The sequence below is a fragment of the Pseudomonas chlororaphis subsp. chlororaphis genome (assembly GCF_003945765.1).
Taxonomy (GTDB): domain Bacteria; phylum Pseudomonadota; class Gammaproteobacteria; order Pseudomonadales; family Pseudomonadaceae; genus Aquipseudomonas; species Aquipseudomonas chlororaphis.
This window is the reverse complement of sequence record NZ_CP027712.1, coordinates 1,626,278-1,643,131: the sequence shown is the minus strand read 5'-3', so window position 1 is coordinate 1,643,131 and position 16,854 is coordinate 1,626,278. Positions and strand designations below refer to the sequence as shown.

13 protein-coding genes are annotated in these 16,854 nt (G+C 61.9%); 4 read left to right on the top strand and 9 right to left on the bottom strand.

All coding sequences use genetic code 11. The features are described 5' to 3' along the window. Positions 1–54 precede the first annotated feature (54 nt). From cynS to C4K27_RS07515, 4 genes are all read left to right on the top strand, one after another. Positions 55–525, top strand: a complete 471-nt coding sequence (cynS, locus tag C4K27_RS07530) for a cyanase (RefSeq protein ID WP_009042607.1) — start codon at positions 55–57, stop codon at positions 523–525. A 261-nt stretch (positions 526–786) separates the two neighbouring features. Continuing rightward, entirely contained in the window at positions 787–1,971 is a 1,185-nt protein-coding gene (locus C4K27_RS07525; RefSeq protein WP_053260001.1) for a cyanate transporter, read from the top strand. 16 nt (positions 1,972–1,987) lie between these two features. After that, on the top strand, positions 1,988–2,899 hold the full coding sequence (locus C4K27_RS07520; RefSeq protein ID WP_053260000.1) for a DMT family transporter: 912 nt from the start codon (positions 1,988–1,990) through the stop codon (positions 2,897–2,899). 184 nt (positions 2,900–3,083) lie between these two features. Beyond that, positions 3,084–4,022, top strand: a complete 939-nt coding sequence (locus C4K27_RS07515; RefSeq protein ID WP_007928853.1) for a LysR family transcriptional regulator — start codon at positions 3,084–3,086, stop codon at positions 4,020–4,022. A 24-nt stretch (positions 4,023–4,046) separates the two neighbouring features. On the opposite strand, the gene C4K27_RS07510 is transcribed toward C4K27_RS07515, so the two are convergent. The 9 genes from C4K27_RS07510 to C4K27_RS07470 all read right to left on the bottom strand — a co-directional run bounded on the left by C4K27_RS07510 (position 4,047) and on the right by C4K27_RS07470 (position 16,635). After that, a complete protein-coding gene (locus C4K27_RS07510; protein WP_007928850.1) occupies positions 4,047–4,409 on the bottom strand; it encodes a 5-carboxymethyl-2-hydroxymuconate Delta-isomerase in 363 nt (120 codons plus the stop codon). Between the two features lie 93 nt (positions 4,410–4,502). After that, positions 4,503–5,432 carry a LysR substrate-binding domain-containing protein gene (locus C4K27_RS07505; protein ID WP_007928849.1) on the bottom strand — a complete coding sequence of 310 codons (930 nt, stop codon included), beginning with the start codon at positions 5,430–5,432 and terminating at the stop codon, positions 4,503–4,505. Positions 5,433–5,526: 94 nt separating this feature from the next. Further along, positions 5,527–6,762 (bottom strand): fimbrial protein, encoded by a 1,236-nt coding sequence (locus tag C4K27_RS07500; protein ID WP_238437523.1) that lies wholly within the window; start codon positions 6,760–6,762, stop codon positions 5,527–5,529. Between the two features lie 123 nt (positions 6,763–6,885). Next, on the bottom strand, positions 6,886–9,921 hold the full coding sequence (locus C4K27_RS07495) for a two-partner secretion domain-containing protein (protein ID WP_053259999.1): 3,036 nt from the start codon (positions 9,919–9,921) through the stop codon (positions 6,886–6,888). A 74-nt stretch (positions 9,922–9,995) separates the two neighbouring features. After that, positions 9,996–11,681 carry a ShlB/FhaC/HecB family hemolysin secretion/activation protein gene (locus C4K27_RS07490; RefSeq protein WP_053259998.1) on the bottom strand — a complete coding sequence of 562 codons (1,686 nt, stop codon included), beginning with the start codon at positions 11,679–11,681 and terminating at the stop codon, positions 9,996–9,998. A 79-nt stretch (positions 11,682–11,760) separates the two neighbouring features. Beyond that, the gene (locus C4K27_RS07485; RefSeq protein ID WP_053259997.1) at positions 11,761–12,540 is read right to left on the bottom strand and encodes a fimbrial biogenesis chaperone; all 780 of its coding nucleotides are present in this window, start codon (positions 12,538–12,540) and stop codon (positions 11,761–11,763) included. Beyond that, positions 12,540–15,110, bottom strand: coding sequence for a fimbria/pilus outer membrane usher protein (locus C4K27_RS07480; protein ID WP_053259996.1), 2,571 nt, complete (start codon positions 15,108–15,110; stop codon positions 12,540–12,542). The genes C4K27_RS07485 and C4K27_RS07480 overlap by 1 nt, the downstream gene beginning before the upstream one ends. A gap of 169 nt (positions 15,111–15,279) precedes the next feature. After that, positions 15,280–16,047, bottom strand: a complete 768-nt coding sequence (locus tag C4K27_RS07475) for a fimbrial biogenesis chaperone (protein ID WP_081002226.1) — start codon at positions 16,045–16,047, stop codon at positions 15,280–15,282. A 24-nt stretch (positions 16,048–16,071) separates the two neighbouring features. Then, a complete protein-coding gene (locus C4K27_RS07470; protein WP_053259994.1) occupies positions 16,072–16,635 on the bottom strand; it encodes a fimbrial protein in 564 nt (187 codons plus the stop codon). Between the last annotated feature and the right edge of the window lie 219 nt (positions 16,636–16,854).

Below are 16,854 nucleotides of genomic sequence, written 5' to 3'. Positions count from 1 at the left end.
CTTTTTCAACGACTCGTTCAACAACCGTTTCACCATCCCAACGAGGAACTCGACATGCTGCAATCCCAATTCGCCCAAGCCCCACGCCTGGCCCTGGCCGACACCATCATCGACGCCAAGGCGCGCAAGAACCTGTCGTGGCAACAGCTCACCGACGGCACCGGCCTGAGCCTGGCGTTCGTCACCGCCGCCCTGCTCGGCCAGCACGCCTTGCCGGCCGCGGCCGCCGACCTGGTCTGCAGCAAGCTCGACCTGGACCAGGACGCCAGCCGCCTGCTGCAAAGCATCCCGTCGCGCGGCAGCATCCCCGGCGGCATCCCCACCGACCCGACCGTGTACCGCTTCTATGAAATGCTCCAGGTCTACGGTTCGACCCTCAAGGCGCTGGTCCACGAGCAGTTCGGCGACGGCATCATCAGCGCCATCAACTTCAAGCTCGACATCAAGAAAGTCGAAGACCCGGAGGGCGGTTCCCGCGCGGTGATCACCCTGGATGGCAAGTACCTGCCGACCAAGCCGTTCTGATCGCCCGAGGCCCGCGCACCGTCGCGGGCCTCTGTAGCCGCTGCCGCAGGCTGCGACCCAGGCCGCAGGACTGGCCCGGGCAACGTGGTGCTTGCGGCAGACCGCGTGCGCAGGTTTGGGGGGCTGCTTCGCAGCCCAGCGCAGCCTGCGGCAGCGGCTACAGGTGTTATTTGATTTCTAGATAGTCCTGCACACTTTCTGATTTGCTCCGGCCATGCCCCTCCCCGCCTAATCAGCGCCTGAATTGTTCAAGGTCTGGTTATGGAAAACGTTCGCGCGACAACCCGCCCCGTCTTCTGGCTGATGCTCAGCGTGACACTGGTGGCCTTGAACCTGCGGCCGTCGATGGCCGCCGTCGGCCCCCTGCTGTCCGGCATCCGTGGCGATATCGCCCTGAGTTTCAGTGGCGCCGCGCTGCTGACCATGCTGCCGGTCATGGCCATGGGCCTGGCGATGTTCTTCGGCGTGCGCATCGGCCAGCGCCTGGGCGACCACCGCAGCGTGGTGATTTCGCTGCTGGTCATTGGCCTGGCCACCCTGTCGCGGCTGTTCCTCGATTCGGCCGCCGAACTGATCCTCAGCGCCGTGCTCGCCGGCCTCGGCATCGCCCTGATCCAGTCGCTGATGCCGGCACTGATCAAGTCGCGCTTTCCCGACAATGTCTCGCTGTTCATGGGCCTGTACGTCACCTCGATCATGGGGGGCGCGGCGGTCGCGGCGTCCTTTGCCCCGCTGGTGATGAGCCGCACCGGCAGCTGGCGGCTGGGCCTGGCGATCTGGGCGGCGCTGGCGGTCCTGACGCTGCTGTTCTGGTACGCGCAACGGGCGGCCATGCCCAAGCTGCCGGACGCCGCGACGCACCACGAATCTTTTGCCGGCAGCCGCCGCGCCTGGCTGCTGGCGGTCTTCTTCGGCCTGGGCACGGCGTCCTACACCTGCGTCCTGGCGTGGCTGGCCCCCTATTACGTGGAACAGGGCTGGAGCGAACAGGACGCCGGCCTGCTGCTGGGATTTCTCACCGCCATGGAGGTGGTCTCGGGCCTGGTGACGCCGGCCATCGCCAACCGCAGCCAGGACCGTCGCCGGGTGCTGGTGGCCTTGCTGGTGCTGATCATCACGGGCTTCTGCGGGCTGATCCTCAGCCCCCGGCACCTGAGCCTGCTCTGGCCGTGCCTGCTCGGCCTGGGTATCGGCGGGTTGTTTCCCATGAGCCTGATCGTGTCCCTCGACCATCTGGACAATCCGCAGCGTGCCGGTGGCCTGACGGCCTTCGTGCAAGGCATCGGCTACCTGATCGCCGGCCTGTCGCCGCTGCTCGCCGGGATCATCCGCGACCGCCTGGGCAGTTTCGAGTGGGCCTGGTGGTCGCTGACCGCGGTCATGGCGCTGATGATCCTGATGGTCCTGCGCTTCGATCCGCGGCACTACCACCGCCACTTCCAATGACCCGGGGAACGCACCGATGAAGCCCACCAGCTTGCTCAACGCCCATCTCGGCATGCTGCTGTGGGCGGTGTTGATCGCCGCTTCTTTTTTCGCCGCGGCCCGGGTCAGCCAGGCCGTCGACCCGCTGTTGCTGACGGGCCTGCGCCTGCTGTTGTCGGCCCTGATGTTCGTGCCGACGCTGTGGCTTAACGGCACGTTCCGGATCAACCGCGCCGGGCTGCGGGCGCATGCCATGCTTGGGTTGCTGCTGGCGATCTATTTCGCTTCGCTGTTCGAGGCGCTGCGGCATACCTCGGCGGTCAATACCGGCATCCTGTTCGCCCTGGTACCGCTGCTGACCCTGCTGTTCGAGGGCCTCCTGCTGAGCGACAACCCTGGGAAAAACCGCCTGTTGCCGATGCTGCTGGCGGCCGCCGGGGCCACGCTACTGACCTTCAGGGGCTCGGGCCCCGAGGGCGTGCCGTCGCTCTACGCGGTCGGCGTGTATGGGGTCGGTTGCCTGGCCATGGCCTGTTATTCGCCGCTGAGCCAACGGCTCAAAGCCACCAGCCTGAAAGATCGCAGCCCGGCCGCCATGACCTTCTGGAACATGCTGTTCGGCGCGCTGTTCCTGTTCGCCTTCTGCCTGCCGGGCGGTGGCTGGCGCAGCGCCATGCTGTTGACCCTCGACGACGGCCTGTGGCTGCTGTACCTGGCCTTGTTCGCCACCCTGGCGACTTTTTGGCTGCTGCACCGGGCCATCGGGGTGATCGCACCGGCCACGGTCATTTCCTACATCTACCTGAGCACCCTGTTCATCACCCTCTTCCACTGGTTCGTGCTGGGCCGGCATCCCTTGCCGGGCGAGCTGCTCGGCGCGCTGCTGGTGGGCCTGGGCATGCTCGCCCTGATCCTCGGCAGCCGCCGGCCAGTCCCGGTGCCCGGTTGAAGGCGCAACACCAAGGGACAAGCCGCTACGCGCCGCGCCATACTGCACAGGTCGTGTTCTCGGAATTAATTGTCCCTTCGCTATCCGTGAAACCCCGGGGCAAGGATTCAATTAGGACGATCGTTCCGTTAGCATCAGGCAGGTTTGCGCACGACCGCGCGAGGTGCTCAACGAGACGGAACTGATGCTGAACAGTAACTTGCTTAGAAAGCTCGATATGCAGGACCTGATGGTGTTCGTCGCCGTGTACGAGCAAAGCAGCGTGACCGGGGTCTCGGAAACCCTGTGCGTGAGTCAGTCGACCGTCAGTTACTGCCTGAAAAAACTGCGCACCGGCTTCGAGGACGAGCTGTTCATCAATACCCGCACCGGCATGCGTCCGACCTACAAAGCCAGCACCATGTACAGCCATGTGCTGAAGATTCTCGAGAGCATCAACCTGTGCCATTCCGGGGTCCAGGCTTTCGACCCGACCCGCCAGGCCGTCACCTTCAATGTCTGCGCGCCGGAATATTTCGAACTGCTGATCCTGCCGCGGCTGCTCAAGGGCTTCGACTTCGCCGACCTGCCGGTGACGGTCAACGTGCACAAGCTGGAAACCGATATCCCCGCCGAGGAACTGCGCGACGGCAGCCTGGACCTGGTGGTCTGCTTCGGTCCGAACTTTCACCACAACCACCCCGACCTCAAGTCGCAGGTGCTGCTCGAGGATGACTTGGTGTGTGTCTTCGACAAGCGCGCGACGCCGCCGCTGGAGCCGCGCTTCAGCCTGCAGTCGTTCGTCGAGCGGCGGCACGTCTACCCCACGCCCTGGACCTCGACCACCAACATGGTCGATGGCTGGCTGGCCCGCCAGGCCCACCGGCGGCAGATCGTCGCGCGCTCCAACAGCTACAGCGCGGCGCTGAAAATGATCACCGGCACCGACTTCATCCTGACCCTGCCACGGCGCATCCAGGCGCTGCTGACCAACGACGCGGTGTTCAGCCATTGCGAAGCGCCCAACGGCCTGCCGGGCTTTACCCTGGACATGCAATGGAGCGCCCACACCGACCAGGACAGCGCCAACACCTGGTTCCGCGAGCAGGTGGTCAAGGTCTGCGCGCAGCAGGGCCTATTGTAGGTCCAGGCCCTGTGGCATTCCGGCTCAGTGGCCGATGCTGAGCTTGCCGTAGGACTCGCGGTCGATATCCAGGATCTCCACCGCCAGTTGCAACTCGACGCCAGCCGGCCATTCACAGAGTTCCTGCAGCACCGCCAGCAGGCTTTGCGAAAGCTGCTTCTTGATCTCTGGCGAACGCCCGCTGAGCAACGACAGCTTCACATGCACGAACGCCCGCTCGCCGAGGCCGGTGCCGACGCGAAACGTCTCGACCTTGCGCGCACGGCTCTTGATGTCGTATTCAGCGAACTGCCCGGACGCCACCAACGCGTTGTTGAACCGCAGCAAGGCCTTGTCGGCATCCAGTTGCGGCAGGTTGGCGGTGTATTCCATATGCAGATGAGGCATGGCGGAGCTCCCTGAAAGGTGAGGGTGAAAAGGCGCTCCATACTACACGCCTCGCGACCGCCTGCCTGAGTCCTCTACGAAGGGATAAGAGATTCAACGCGCCTTGAGCGGCGCCAGGTCGCGGTCGCTCATGAACGCCTCCAACCGCGAACGCAGCCAGCGTTCGGCCGGGTCGGTGTCGACATGGCTGAGCCAGACCATGGACAGGTCCAGGGTCGGGGTCTTGAACGGAAACGGCTCCTGGAACAACTGCCCCGACGCGGCCATGGCCGCCGCCGTGTAGTCCGGCAGGCTGGCGATCATGTCGGTCCCCGCCAGCAACGCCGGCAGCGAACTGTACTGCGGCACCGACAACACCACATGACGCTGTCGACCGATCTCGGCCAGCCATTCATCGGCAAAGCCGCTGACATTGGCCGTGTGCGACACCAGCACATGCGGACGGGAACAGTATTCGTCGAGGGTCAGTGGCGTGTCGCTGGCATCGGCGCGCAGCACGCTGGGCTGGATATGCCGCAGCAGCTTGCGCTTGGCATTGGCCGGCAGCCCGCGGGTCTGGCTGATACCCACGGTGATGTCGCCGGCGGCCAGCAGGTCCGGGATTCGCCAGTAGTCCGCGTGCTGCACTACGAACACCACCTTCGGCGCTTCCTGGCGTAAGGTCCGCAGCAGCGGCGGCAACAGGCCGAACTCGACGTCGTCGGACAAGCCGATGCGAAAGGTCATGGTGCTGCTGGCGGGATCGAAATCGTGGGTCAGGCTCAAGGCCGAGGACAAGGCATCCAGCGCCGGCGACAGGTGCTGGATCAGCTCCTCGGCGCGGGCGGTCGGCTCCATCCTGTGGCCCACGCGAATGAACAGCGGATCGTTGAAGATCGCGCGCAAGCGATTGAGCGCCGAACTGATGGTCGGCTGGCCGAGAAACAGCTTCTCCGCCGCCCGGGTCACATTGCGCTCGAGCATCAGGGTTTCGAACACCACCATCAGGTTGATATCGGCCTTGCGCAGTTCGTTGCGATTCATCCGCGTGCTCCATCCCCAGGTCGGAGCCCAGTGTAGAAAGGCCCCGCAACGGCGTCTATCGCCATCGAAGGGGCTTGGTTCAACCCTGAATGACTCAGGGGAAGGTAAAGGTGAACTCCGCCGCGCCATCGGCGTCGCCGACCTTGACCTCGGCATCGCTGCCGGTGCGGATGTAGCCGGCCCGCAGCGGGATGATCGCGCTGTCGCCCACCCGTTGCATGTCGTAGCGAGTGCCGTCGTATTTGACCCGCTGCCCGTTCAGGTCGTTGATCATGATGATGCCGAAGCCCTTGGCGCTGTTGGGCGAAGCCGCCAGGTTGAGTACCGACGGGTCGGTGTGAGCGGCAACTTTGTCGGTGAAGGTGATCTGCGGCCTGGCATTCAATGCGCACTGGCTCAGTTCGATGCGAAACGGTACCGGCGACGAGGTGGAACCCACCTTGGGAAAATTGGCCAGGGAGAAACGCCCGAGCTTCACCGGGATGGTCCTGTACGACTCCACCACACAGGTGTTGGGAACGGTGATCCCGCCTCCCCCGCCCATATTGATGATGGCGGGGCCCATCAAGGAGTAGGGTTTGCGGCAGATGCCGATGGGCATGTTGTCGTTCGGGATGGTGACCTCCCCTCCCAGGCTGGCCACATCCTTGAGCAGGTCGACCGCATACAGCATCAGCCCTGAGCTGCCGGCGACACGGTCGATCACCAGCTCGCCGCTGGGCAACTGGCTGGGGGGCACCGTGAGAATCAGCGATTGCAGATAGTTGGTCACCATCAGCGAACGCTGGTTCTGGCCTGCGCCGGGGTCATAGATAACCTGGTTCTTTTCCAGCGCTACGGGCTTGGACACCTGGGTGATATTCCTGAGGACGCCGTCGGAGGAGTTCACCGCGATCTTGAAACCGATACCGTCGATGTTGGTCGGGGCGATGGCGTCGGGCAGCGGCGTACCCGCGGTCCAGTATCCGGCAGAGACCAACTCATGGGCCTTGTTACCCGTAGCCCCGCCATATCGGTAGTTGGTGATCAGGGCCACCGGTCGTTGCCACAGGACGGAGCCTACCGGCGTGGTGCTGGTCAACGGCGTCACTTCCACCCAGGGCCGGCCGGCACCGTTACTGAACGAGCAGTCGATCGCCTGGCTTTCCACCAAGGCGGCCTGGGCCGTCGCGCCGATCAAGCCCGGGAGCAGACAAGCCAGTACCTGGGCGCTGCGGTAGAACCGACGTACGTGGCCGGCGGGCCTCAACGCCAATAGATGGGTCATGGGGCCATTCTCCATGCTCTGCTTGAGCCCGGCCGTGTTGGCCGACCGGGTTTCGTTGCTCATGGAAGACCCGCATCGCGGGTCATCCTGAAAGAGGTGATGAATCCTGAAAAACCGATACGCCATGCCGCGGCATGACGTATCGGGAACCCGCGATACCTGGGTATCAACGGGTGGTGCCGAGGGTTACTGGATGATTCCCAGGTTCATGCCGGAAAGCGGTACCTGGGCAGCTTCGCCCAGTGCCGAGTTGTATTTCATCTCGCCATAGTTGACGCCGACCAGGCCGCCGTAAGTCTGGTAGCTCGGGTAATTGGCGTTGATCTTGCCACTGGCCACCGATTGACGAACTTTGCCCATATTCAGCCCCACCAGGCCGCCGAGCCTCGTGTAGTAACCGCCGCTCACCGAGCCCAGGGCCAGGGAGTTGGAGATCTGGCCATGATTCTGCCCCACCAACCCACCGATGTTACTGTCCCGATCACCGTAGACAGTGCCCTTGGCCGTAGCGGTTTCGATAGTCGAGCCCAGGGTGCGACCGTTGGTACCCACCAGGCCACCCACGAAGCTGTTGCTCCCGGCCCGGACTTCACCACTGGCTTCGACCGAACTCAGGTCACCGTCGTTGTTGCCGATTAGCCCGCCAACATTGCTGTTGCTGCCTGCCACGACCTTGCCGCGAGCCACGACGTGGCTGACGGTACCGCCGTAGTTGCTGCCGATCAGCCCGCCGGTATTGCTGTTGGCGCCCGCGGTGACATTGGCCAAGGCCTCGGCGGTGTCTATTTTGCCGTAGAAGTTCTGGCCGACCAGGCCACCGACATTGGTGCCCGAAGTGTCGTAGACCGTACCGCTGGTCTTGACGTCGTTCAGCGTGCTGTTCTGGTTGTAACCGATCAGCCCGCCTGCCGAGGCACTGCCGTAACCGTTGACCTTACCGCTGAAGCTGGACTCCCTGACCGCACTGTTGGTGTTGAACCCGATCAGGCCGCCAATGTTGCTGGCGCTGTGACCCTGCACCGTTGCCGAGGAGCTGGACCGCTCGACCGTGCCTGCCTGGTTGTAACCGATCAGCCCACCTATATTCGTGCCCACATAACTGCACGAGTAGGTACCGACTGAACCGCTGCTGGAAGAGTCGGCGATATAACCGCCCCTGTTGGTACCGACCAGGCCGCCCGCACCACCAGCGAAGTTGCGCGCCAGGTACCCGCCAATGGCGACATTCGCCAAACTGTTGGTAATGCTCGCGGAACCCGCACCCCCTGAAACGTTTTCACCGACCAGGCCACCCACCGACGTGGTATAGCTGTTGCCATTCACGTAGGAGTTGCCCCCCACCGATGCGCGATCGATCGCACCGCCTGCATTGAGCCCGACCAAACCACCCACGACGTTGGTGTTCGAGGCGTTGGCGTTGACGCGCAGGCCAGTGGCGCTGATGTTGGTCAGGGTCCCGGTGTTCACCCCCACCAGGCCGCCGATATAGCTGAAGCCCACTCCGGAGGTAGTGCCATTGACGGTCATGTTGGCCAGTTTCAGGTTACTGATACTGCCCGAGTTGCCGGCGAACAGACCAACCATAGGCCCGGTATTGGTCACCGTGAAACCGCTGACAGTATTGCCCAGGCCATCGAAGACGCCAGAGAAGGTGCCATTGCCACCAATGGACTTGAAGTTGCCGTAACCCTTGATGTCGGTCCCCAGGACATACAAGCCATTGAGGTTGTTATTGACCGCCTGCAACTGGGCGGTGTTTTGAATGACATCGTAAAGCGCGCCGTTCGAATCGAACGAGGCCCCGGTACCGGACAGAGTGACCTTCGCGTCCTGCCCCAGGGCATAGCCGCTGCCATGGTTCATCCCAAGGCTGGCATTGGCCCCACTGAGGGTCACGTTGCCGTTGAGCCGGATGGCTTTATCGGCATTCATCTCGACCCGGGCCTTAATACCGGTGCTGGCCAGTCCGCCATTGACCTCGATGTCGCGCTTGGAAGACAGCTTCAGCTGATTGCCACTGTTCCAGGTGACGGGACCACCCACCACCACATCGCCGGCACTGCTGGCCAGTTCGATGTTGGTGGTCGCCAGGTTGTTCGACAAGGTATCGGCGTAGGCGGTGTCGCTGCCCGATGCCGCTGTCGGATTGACCTTGACCTCGCGCGAGGTGATCTTCCAGCTGCCGGTCTGGCCGTTGCTGGCCTGGGTATTGACCCGGGTCGCCAGTTGCACCTCGGTATTCGCGCCTTTGGTCTCGATCACACCGCCGTTACCCACGGTGCCGATGGCACTGGCGGTCATCGCCCCGCCCACCAGCACCTTGCCCATATCGCCGCCATCGAGGGTGATCTTGCCGGCTGTGCCACGCAGGGTATTGGCCTCGATGGTGCCCTGGTTGTTGACCACGGTCCGCAACATGTCGCCAGCACTCTTGGCGGTCATCAGCACCTGGCCGCCGTCAGCCTTGAGCAGGCCACCGTTTTTCACCAGGGCATCCACTGCGGCGCCATCGACTTGCAGGTTGAGCAGGTTGTTGCCGTCGAAGTTCACGGTGAACTTGTCCCCCGCACCCAGCACCACCCGGCCCATTTGCGCCTGGATCACCCCATCGTTGCGAACGTTGGTCCCCAGCAGCGCCACGTTGCCGCCCTGGTCGGCAATGATGTCGCCGTTGTTGATGATCTCCGCCGACGAGTTGCCCGAGAAATTGTATTTGCCGGCCTTGAAGTCATCGTCGCTGATGCTTCGGGTCGAAGCCACCAGACCACCCACGTTGACCTGCGCGCCCTGGCCGAACACTACGCCGTTGGGGTTGACCAGAAACACCTGGCCATTGGCATTGATCCGGCCCTGGATGTTACTGGCATTGGTTCCGATGACGCGGTTCAGCGCAACCGAGCTTTTACCAGGCTGGTTGAAGGTAACCCTCTCGCCCTTTGCGACGCTGAAGTCGTTCCAGTTGGTGATCAGCTTGTCGGTATGCTGGTTGATCGACATTTCCTTGTTATTGTCGAAGACCAGAATATCGCCCGTACCGTGCACCACGGTTCCCCCCGTCGGCAGGGCGAATGCCGAGGACATGGCGCCCGCTCCCAGCAGGCTGACAGCCGCCACGACCATCCCCTTGCGTGCACCCGACTTGCGCCGGCGACGTGCCCCTTCATGAGCCACATTCCAGCATGCCAAGGCCTGGTTCCAAACCAGTGCATACATTTTGTTCACGGTAACGCCCTCTTCACTAAAGAACGTTCTGCAAACCATTTGCAGAACGACACTACTCCTGCTACGAGCAGGTACTAGAAATATTGCGTCGCGTTCATCCAGACCTGGGGGCGGCGCTCCGGCTTGTCCCGGGTCTTGCCGTTGTCATGCAGCGGCCAGGCGAGCGTCAGGTTGACTTGCTGCGAAGGCCCCGCCCAGCTGGCACCGATACCGGTCGCCGTGATCCGGCGGGTATTGTTTTCGGAGGTCCAGGGTTGGCGGTTGACCTTGACCGTGCCCGTGTCGGCGAAAGCACTGAGCTGCCAGCGTGGAGCCAGGGCGTAGCGCAATTCGGTACTGGCCTGCCAGCCCTGGTCGCCACTGCCGGCGCCCAATGGATAGCCACGCACACCGTAGGGACCGCCAAGGCCGAGCTTTTCCGAGCTGTCCAGGTTGCTGTTGGTCCATTGCGCACTCAGCCGGGTATAGAGCTGGAAGCGGTCGCTCAGGCGCTGCAGGCGTGCAGCGTTGAGATTGAGCTTGGCGAACCCGCCCGAAGTGCCCGCGGTACGCCTGTCCCCGACCTCTTTCTCGCGGTCGCCGAAACGCAGGCGTCCGCTGCCGTAGGACAGATCGAAGAAGTTCTGGCCTCCCCCGAAAACATGATCCTGGCCGTTGCCACTGAGACTCAGGGTCCACAGGCCGATCCGTTTGCGGTTGCTGTCCTCGTAGAGGTCGATATCGTCGCGCAGTCGCTTGTCTTCGTATTGCAGTTGCGCAGTGAGGTCGAAGGTCCGGCTGCGCACCAGTGGCTGGGCGACGAAGAGACTGCGGAAGCTGGCAGTACCGTGGTAGTCGAGGACCTCGAAGTCCCGGCCCACGTGGTAGCTCATTTGCGAGTACGCACCGCCGACGCGAGTCGACCAGGGACCGACCGGTAACTGGTAGGCCGCACGGTAATAACGCTGCGACTCGTCGCTGCGCATCGCCCGCAGGCTGAGCTGGTCGCCGAGGCGCAAGGGGTTGTTGAGGTTGAGGCTGCCGCCCAGGCGGTATTCACCGGTGTAGTAGCCACCGAAGTTGTCCGCCTCCAGGGTGCCGTTCAGCAGCGGCCCGGGCTCGGTATCGATCACCAGGTCGGTGGTCCCGTACTCCTGGCCAGGGCGCAAGGTGCCGCGGGCCTGGACCCCGGGCAGGTCGCTCAACAGCAAGAGGCTGCGCTCCAGGTCCGCGTCGTATACCGCCTCGCCGCTGTTCAGCGACGACAGTGGCGCATGCACCACCTGATCCAGGGCGCGCGAACGGTTCTGCACTTCGATGCGTCCGTAACGCCCCTCCACCACGGCGATCCGCACTAGGCCGTTTTCAATGTCCTGGGGCGGCAGGAAAGCGCGGGCCAGTACATAACCCCGCTTCTGGTAGTAGTCGGTAATACGCTGCGCGGCTGCGCGCAAACCGTTCAGGTCCAGTTCCTGGCCCTGCAGGTCGGCCAGCAGCGGCCGCAGGCGCTCGGTGGTGAACACCTGGTTGCCCTCGATGGCAAACGCCTGGACCTGCACCCGGATCCCGGAGGTGTCCGGGGCTGCCGGCGCGGCGGGTGTATCGGCCTTGGGCAGATCCAACTCCAGCTCCGAAGGGACTGGCTGGACCGGCTGGACCGACTCGATGTCACGCATCGCCTGACCGGCGTTAGGCACCTGCAAGGCCAGAGCGATATCGGGCACCGCCAGGGGCAGCAGCGCCGCCAGCACGAAACACGACCCACGCCGCCCCAGACTCATGCCCACCGGTCGCGCGCCCTCGGGCGCTCGACCGCAACCGCATGACGACGCACTCGCCGCGAATCTGTCCATCGCAAAACTACTGTTGTAACCGCGCACTTCCACTCAGCGTCTCCCCGCTGTCTATCGCCACCTGGTAACGAACGACCGTCGCATTGGCGACGGCTGCCTTTTTTGTTGCGGGCAGGGCGATACGTGTCGTGCCGAAAGGCTCGAGCGTGATCCCCTGCCAACTGATCGATTGAGCCCCGCTGCCCAGTTCCAACTGCGGGATGGACACGTAGTAAGGCGCCCGGCTGGTGGCCAGCAACGCCATCTGCCCGTCCGCTCCGGGTGCCTTGTCGAGGCTCCAGACCACTTGCCCGATTGCCTCGTCCGCCTTGCCGGCAAGGCCCGAAGGGCGGTACAGCAGCTTCATGCGCATGCGATAGGCCAGGCGCAGCACATTGCTGTCGCTGGTCGTCACCGGTGGCACTTCGAGGAAGTTGATCCAGAACACCGACTCGCGATCGCCGGGCAAGGGCTCACCGGTGTAACGCACCACCAGAGCGCTGCGCTGTTGCGGGTCGAGCCGGGAAATAGGCGGCGACAGTACGAACGGCACCGTCAAACGACTCGGGTCGGCGCGCGTATCCCCCCGGTCCAGCCAGGCTTGCAGGAGGATCGGCGCATCGCCGGTGTTGCCGACCCTGACCGTCAACGCCGGGGTATTGCCCGGGTAGATGAAGCGCGTACCGGTAATGGCCAGCGCCGCCTGGACGTCGGCGCAAAGCGACATCAGCAGCCAGGCCGCCATCAGGCCCCCACAGATTCGCCGAGCCATGGCCGAGGGGCAGCACAAGCCGCCTGCCTGTCGCATCAGCCGTTCCTCGCCTGAGCGGGCGCGCCGGCAGTGTCGGGAGGTAGCGGGCGGCATGGCAGGTCGAATACCTCATAGCCCTTCGCCTCAGCCGCCTTGGCAGACGCTGCATCGCGTTTGGGCAAGCGGTAGTCGATCAGGCATTGCTGCCCAGGCTGATCACCCCATTCGACGCGGATCGAACCCTGGTCCTTTTCGCTGCGCAGCACCAGGCGACTGCCCTGGCCGACCGCACCCATTTCCACTCCGCTCTCGGCGTCGGTCGCGATCGCGGCAAACGGCAGGAGCGCGCCATTGGGTTGCAGGCTGTTGATCAGGAAAGAGCGCGCCTTGCGGGTCGGGTAAGACAGCATCACCACGGCTCCCGCCACCGGCGCGGTGTTGCGCGAACTGACCTGCAGCTCGACGTCGTCGGGCATGCCCTGAGGGTCGATATCCACGGTGTTGAGCTGGAAAGGCGTCAGGCTGGGTACCACCGCGTAACCGCTGCCATTCACCCGCGCGCCGCTGTAGCCGACACCTGCGCCCTTGGCATGAGGCGCGTAGACCAGGCCGCTGGTCTCGCTCAGGGTCTGGGCAAACGTCAGGCCGCCGGGGTGCAGGATCATGCCGCCGGACGCGCCGATGGAGCCCTGGCGGTAATCGCTGCCCTGGGAAAAACTGGAACTCAAGGCCACCTGGGGCAAGGAATAATTGAGACTGGCGTTGTGGCTGGTTTCCCGTTGCTTGTCATCGCGGGAAACGGACACGGCGTAGGATGCTTTGCCCGCGTCGTCTACTGTCCCGGAAACGCCGCTGGTCAGATGAGTTCCCGTGCTCTGGTCGTGACTGACGAAGTTGTTGAGCACCGTTGCGCCCCGGGTCTCACGGCCCAGCGGGATCGTAAGGGTCAAACTCAAGGTCGTATTGCTACTGACTGCCCGACGCCCTGAATACCGGTTCTGTCCCAGCGTGCGCTGTACGGCGAAGGAATAGCTATTGCCCCGCCACTGATTGCTGTAACCCGTGGAAAAGCTCAGGGCCTTGCCTTGTCTGTTCCAGTAATTGAGCGCCGAACCACTGGCATAGAGATGCCCGCCAGTGGCCTTCAACTGCTGACTGATATTCACATCCAGCCGGTCACGCATTCGGGAGAAGGCTTCCACCCGTTCGCCGCTCTCGACGAAGTCCTGCAACGCGACCGCGTCATGCAGTCCCAAATAACCACGGGTCGAGTAGCGATAAGCCAGTAACGAGAAGTTGGTACCGCTATTGGGCAGGTTCTTGCTATAGGACAGACGCAGGCTCGTCCCCTTCAGACGGCCCCTTCTGGGCACGTTGGTTTTGGCCTGGGTCACATCGAAAGCAAAGCCCCCCACATCGGTATTGAGCGCACTCCCCATCAGCACCGACATATAACTGCCCGTGACAGCACTGCCGATGTATCCGGTAATGTCGTTATCCAGACCGTGCTGGGCTGTCCCTTGCAGCACATACTGGTTATTGCCACGCAGCCCTGGATCGATGATCTGGCCGGCGGTGAAGCCATATCGGGAGTTTCCAGGGCGCAGTAACTGAACAGTCGTGGCAAAGGGCACGATGAAGCTGCTGCTCTTCCCGTTAGCCTCGGTCACGGTGACGCTCAGGTCGCCACCGAAGCTGGCGGCCTGCAGATCGCTGATCTCGAATGGCCCTGGCGCCACCGAGGTTTCGGAGATCAGATAACCGCGCTGATAAACCGACACCTTGGCGTTCGAGCTGGCCGTACCGCGCACCACCGGCGCGTAAAAGCGCTCGGTGTCGGGCAGCATCCGGTCGTCGCTGGACAGCTGTACCCCGCGGAACGATACCGAGTCGAACAGATCGGCATCGGTGGCGCTCTCCCCCACCAGCAGTTGCGAGCGCCAGGCCGGTAGCGCGGTCTGGGCATAAACTTGCCCGCGTTGATAATGGCCACCCGTTTGCGGCGACCAGGTCAAGGTGCCGTTATGCCGTAAACGCACCGAGCCGACATTGAGCCCCATGTTCAGCCCGGCATAACCATTGGTCATGGTGCGGCCGCTGTTTTGTACGCTGAACAGGTTAGTGTTGTAGTTGAGCAGCCCCGCGGAAACGCCATGATCCCAGTTCGCCGGATCGACATAGGTTTTCGACAGGTTCTTCTGCAGGAAATATTGCGGAACCGAAAGATCGATCGTCAGCTCCTTGAGATCGATCTTCGTGGTGAGACCCGGAATGTAGCGAGCCAGGTCGGCGCAATAGGCGCCCTCCGGCATGCTTTCTGCGGAAGGTTGCGCCGAAGCCGCCTTGTCCAGATCGATACCGGCGCGGACCAGCAACGAACGCTCATAACAAGGCTGGCCGCCTTGCGGCCCATGCGTGTCGCGAAACTCGATGTTCTGCGTGGCACGCCACTGACCATTTACCAGCAGGTCGATGCGGTAATTGCCCGGAATGAGAAAGCCCTGGCGCTCAAAACGGCTGGTATCGATGGGGGCACCTTCGGTCTGAAACAACATCTGCGAATCGAATACCACGCCCTGCCCCGCGGGCTCGGCAGTGGAAGTTTCAGCCCATGTTTCAGTCGTCATGACAATAGCCGCCGTAGAAACAAGACATAGAAAAAACCGACCTGAGCTCAAACCGTACGAAACTAACGCACAAGCAAAAACAACCAGATAACTACGCTGGACGTTCAACATATTCGATACCGGCATGCAGCCAGGTCATAGAAATGACAAAACTGCAGGGTGAGAAAAGTTACAGGGACAACGGTTTTTCAAGTACGCGCCGCCCACCGAAGTCATTAATGACCTCGTAATGAACAGAGGCTTTTCGATAAGCCTGAGGAGGCTGTTCGGGTAATGGAAAAAAATCACTACTGAAAGGCGCGATCATTTCATCTTTAACTGCAATCCGCCGCCCATCCAGAGCAACTTCTACCTTGCCGAAAGAAACGTAATACGCCGTCGGATTGCTTACCTGAATCCCCAAGCGATGCTCAATTTTGCCTTTTTCATCCGGATGACTGGCTTGTTTGAATTTCCAATCGAGCTTGTTCGCCACCAAATCCACATCCGACTTCAAGTTCTTGGGCCTAAAGAACACTTTGATTCGAGTTCTGAACGTAAATTGCAAGACATTTTCATCGACTTCCTTGCGCGGAGGCGTTTCCAGCACATTGAGCCAGAACAAGGACTCCCGATCTTCTGCAAGTTTTTCGCCCGTATAGGAAACACGCAGTGAAGCCGAACTATCCGGATCCAGACGGATCACCGCAGGGGACAACAAAAATGGAACCTTTATTTCCTCGGGACCTTTAGTTGAATCGCCATCATCGATCCAACTTTGGGCCAATGAAGCAGAAGCACCGGTATTGTTCATTTTTATAGTAACTTCACGAGCATCCGACGGATAAACCAGTCGAGTACCCTGGATGACTACCGACGCCTGTACGGTTCCAGAACATGCGCTCAAGAACATGACGCCGAGAACGAAAGAAGAAAAAATACGCGCTTTCGGCGTCATGAATCACTCCTCGGGCGTTGGCCTTTACTTATACGACAGGGTGTATCGAACGAAGGAGTTACCCGAACCCGGGCCAACGCTAGCCGCGGTGGCAACATAGTTCGCCTTGAACTTCAGGGTTGCCGTATTGCCGGCAACAGTGGCGACCTGTGGCGTGGTTTCCGACTGACCAAGTGGGACTTTCGTGCCATCAGCGACATCATCGTTGTACACCTGAATCTGCACACCGGTTGCAGGCGCCGAACCGATCAGCTTGAGGTTCCCGGTCGCCACGTCGACGTTGCCCACCTGGTCAAAATCAACGACAACCTTGGTTCCATCGGTACATTGCGCACCGGAGAGCACCAACTGGAAGCTCTTGAACGGAGAAGCATTGCCAATGGCCTTGAAGACCGAAGGAGAGATCCGTCCCAGTTCCACGTTGGTGATGTTATTTTCACCGGGCGCATTGCCGTTGATATTACAAGTCACGTCAGTGATGCTGCCAGAAAAGTTAACCACGCCATCAGTGGCATGAGATAACGAAGGAACAAGTGCGGCAAGCATCAAGCTGGAAGTTGCCAGGGATAGTAAAGATGTTCGTTTCATGTGATTTCCTTGTTCACGTTGATCGGCAAAAGAAGTGCAATCTAGTTGATCGCCCTCATGGTCCAGCCATGGCCAAATCACGCCACCCATAGCAGCCCAAGCCTCTCTCATTCAAAGTCTAAGTCGATTGGTCGACAACAATAGCAAGCTCCCCTGGCACCCCATGAAGGGCATCCAAAGGAAGCCATAGCTTACCGATCAGCCTTCGAATTTGAATTG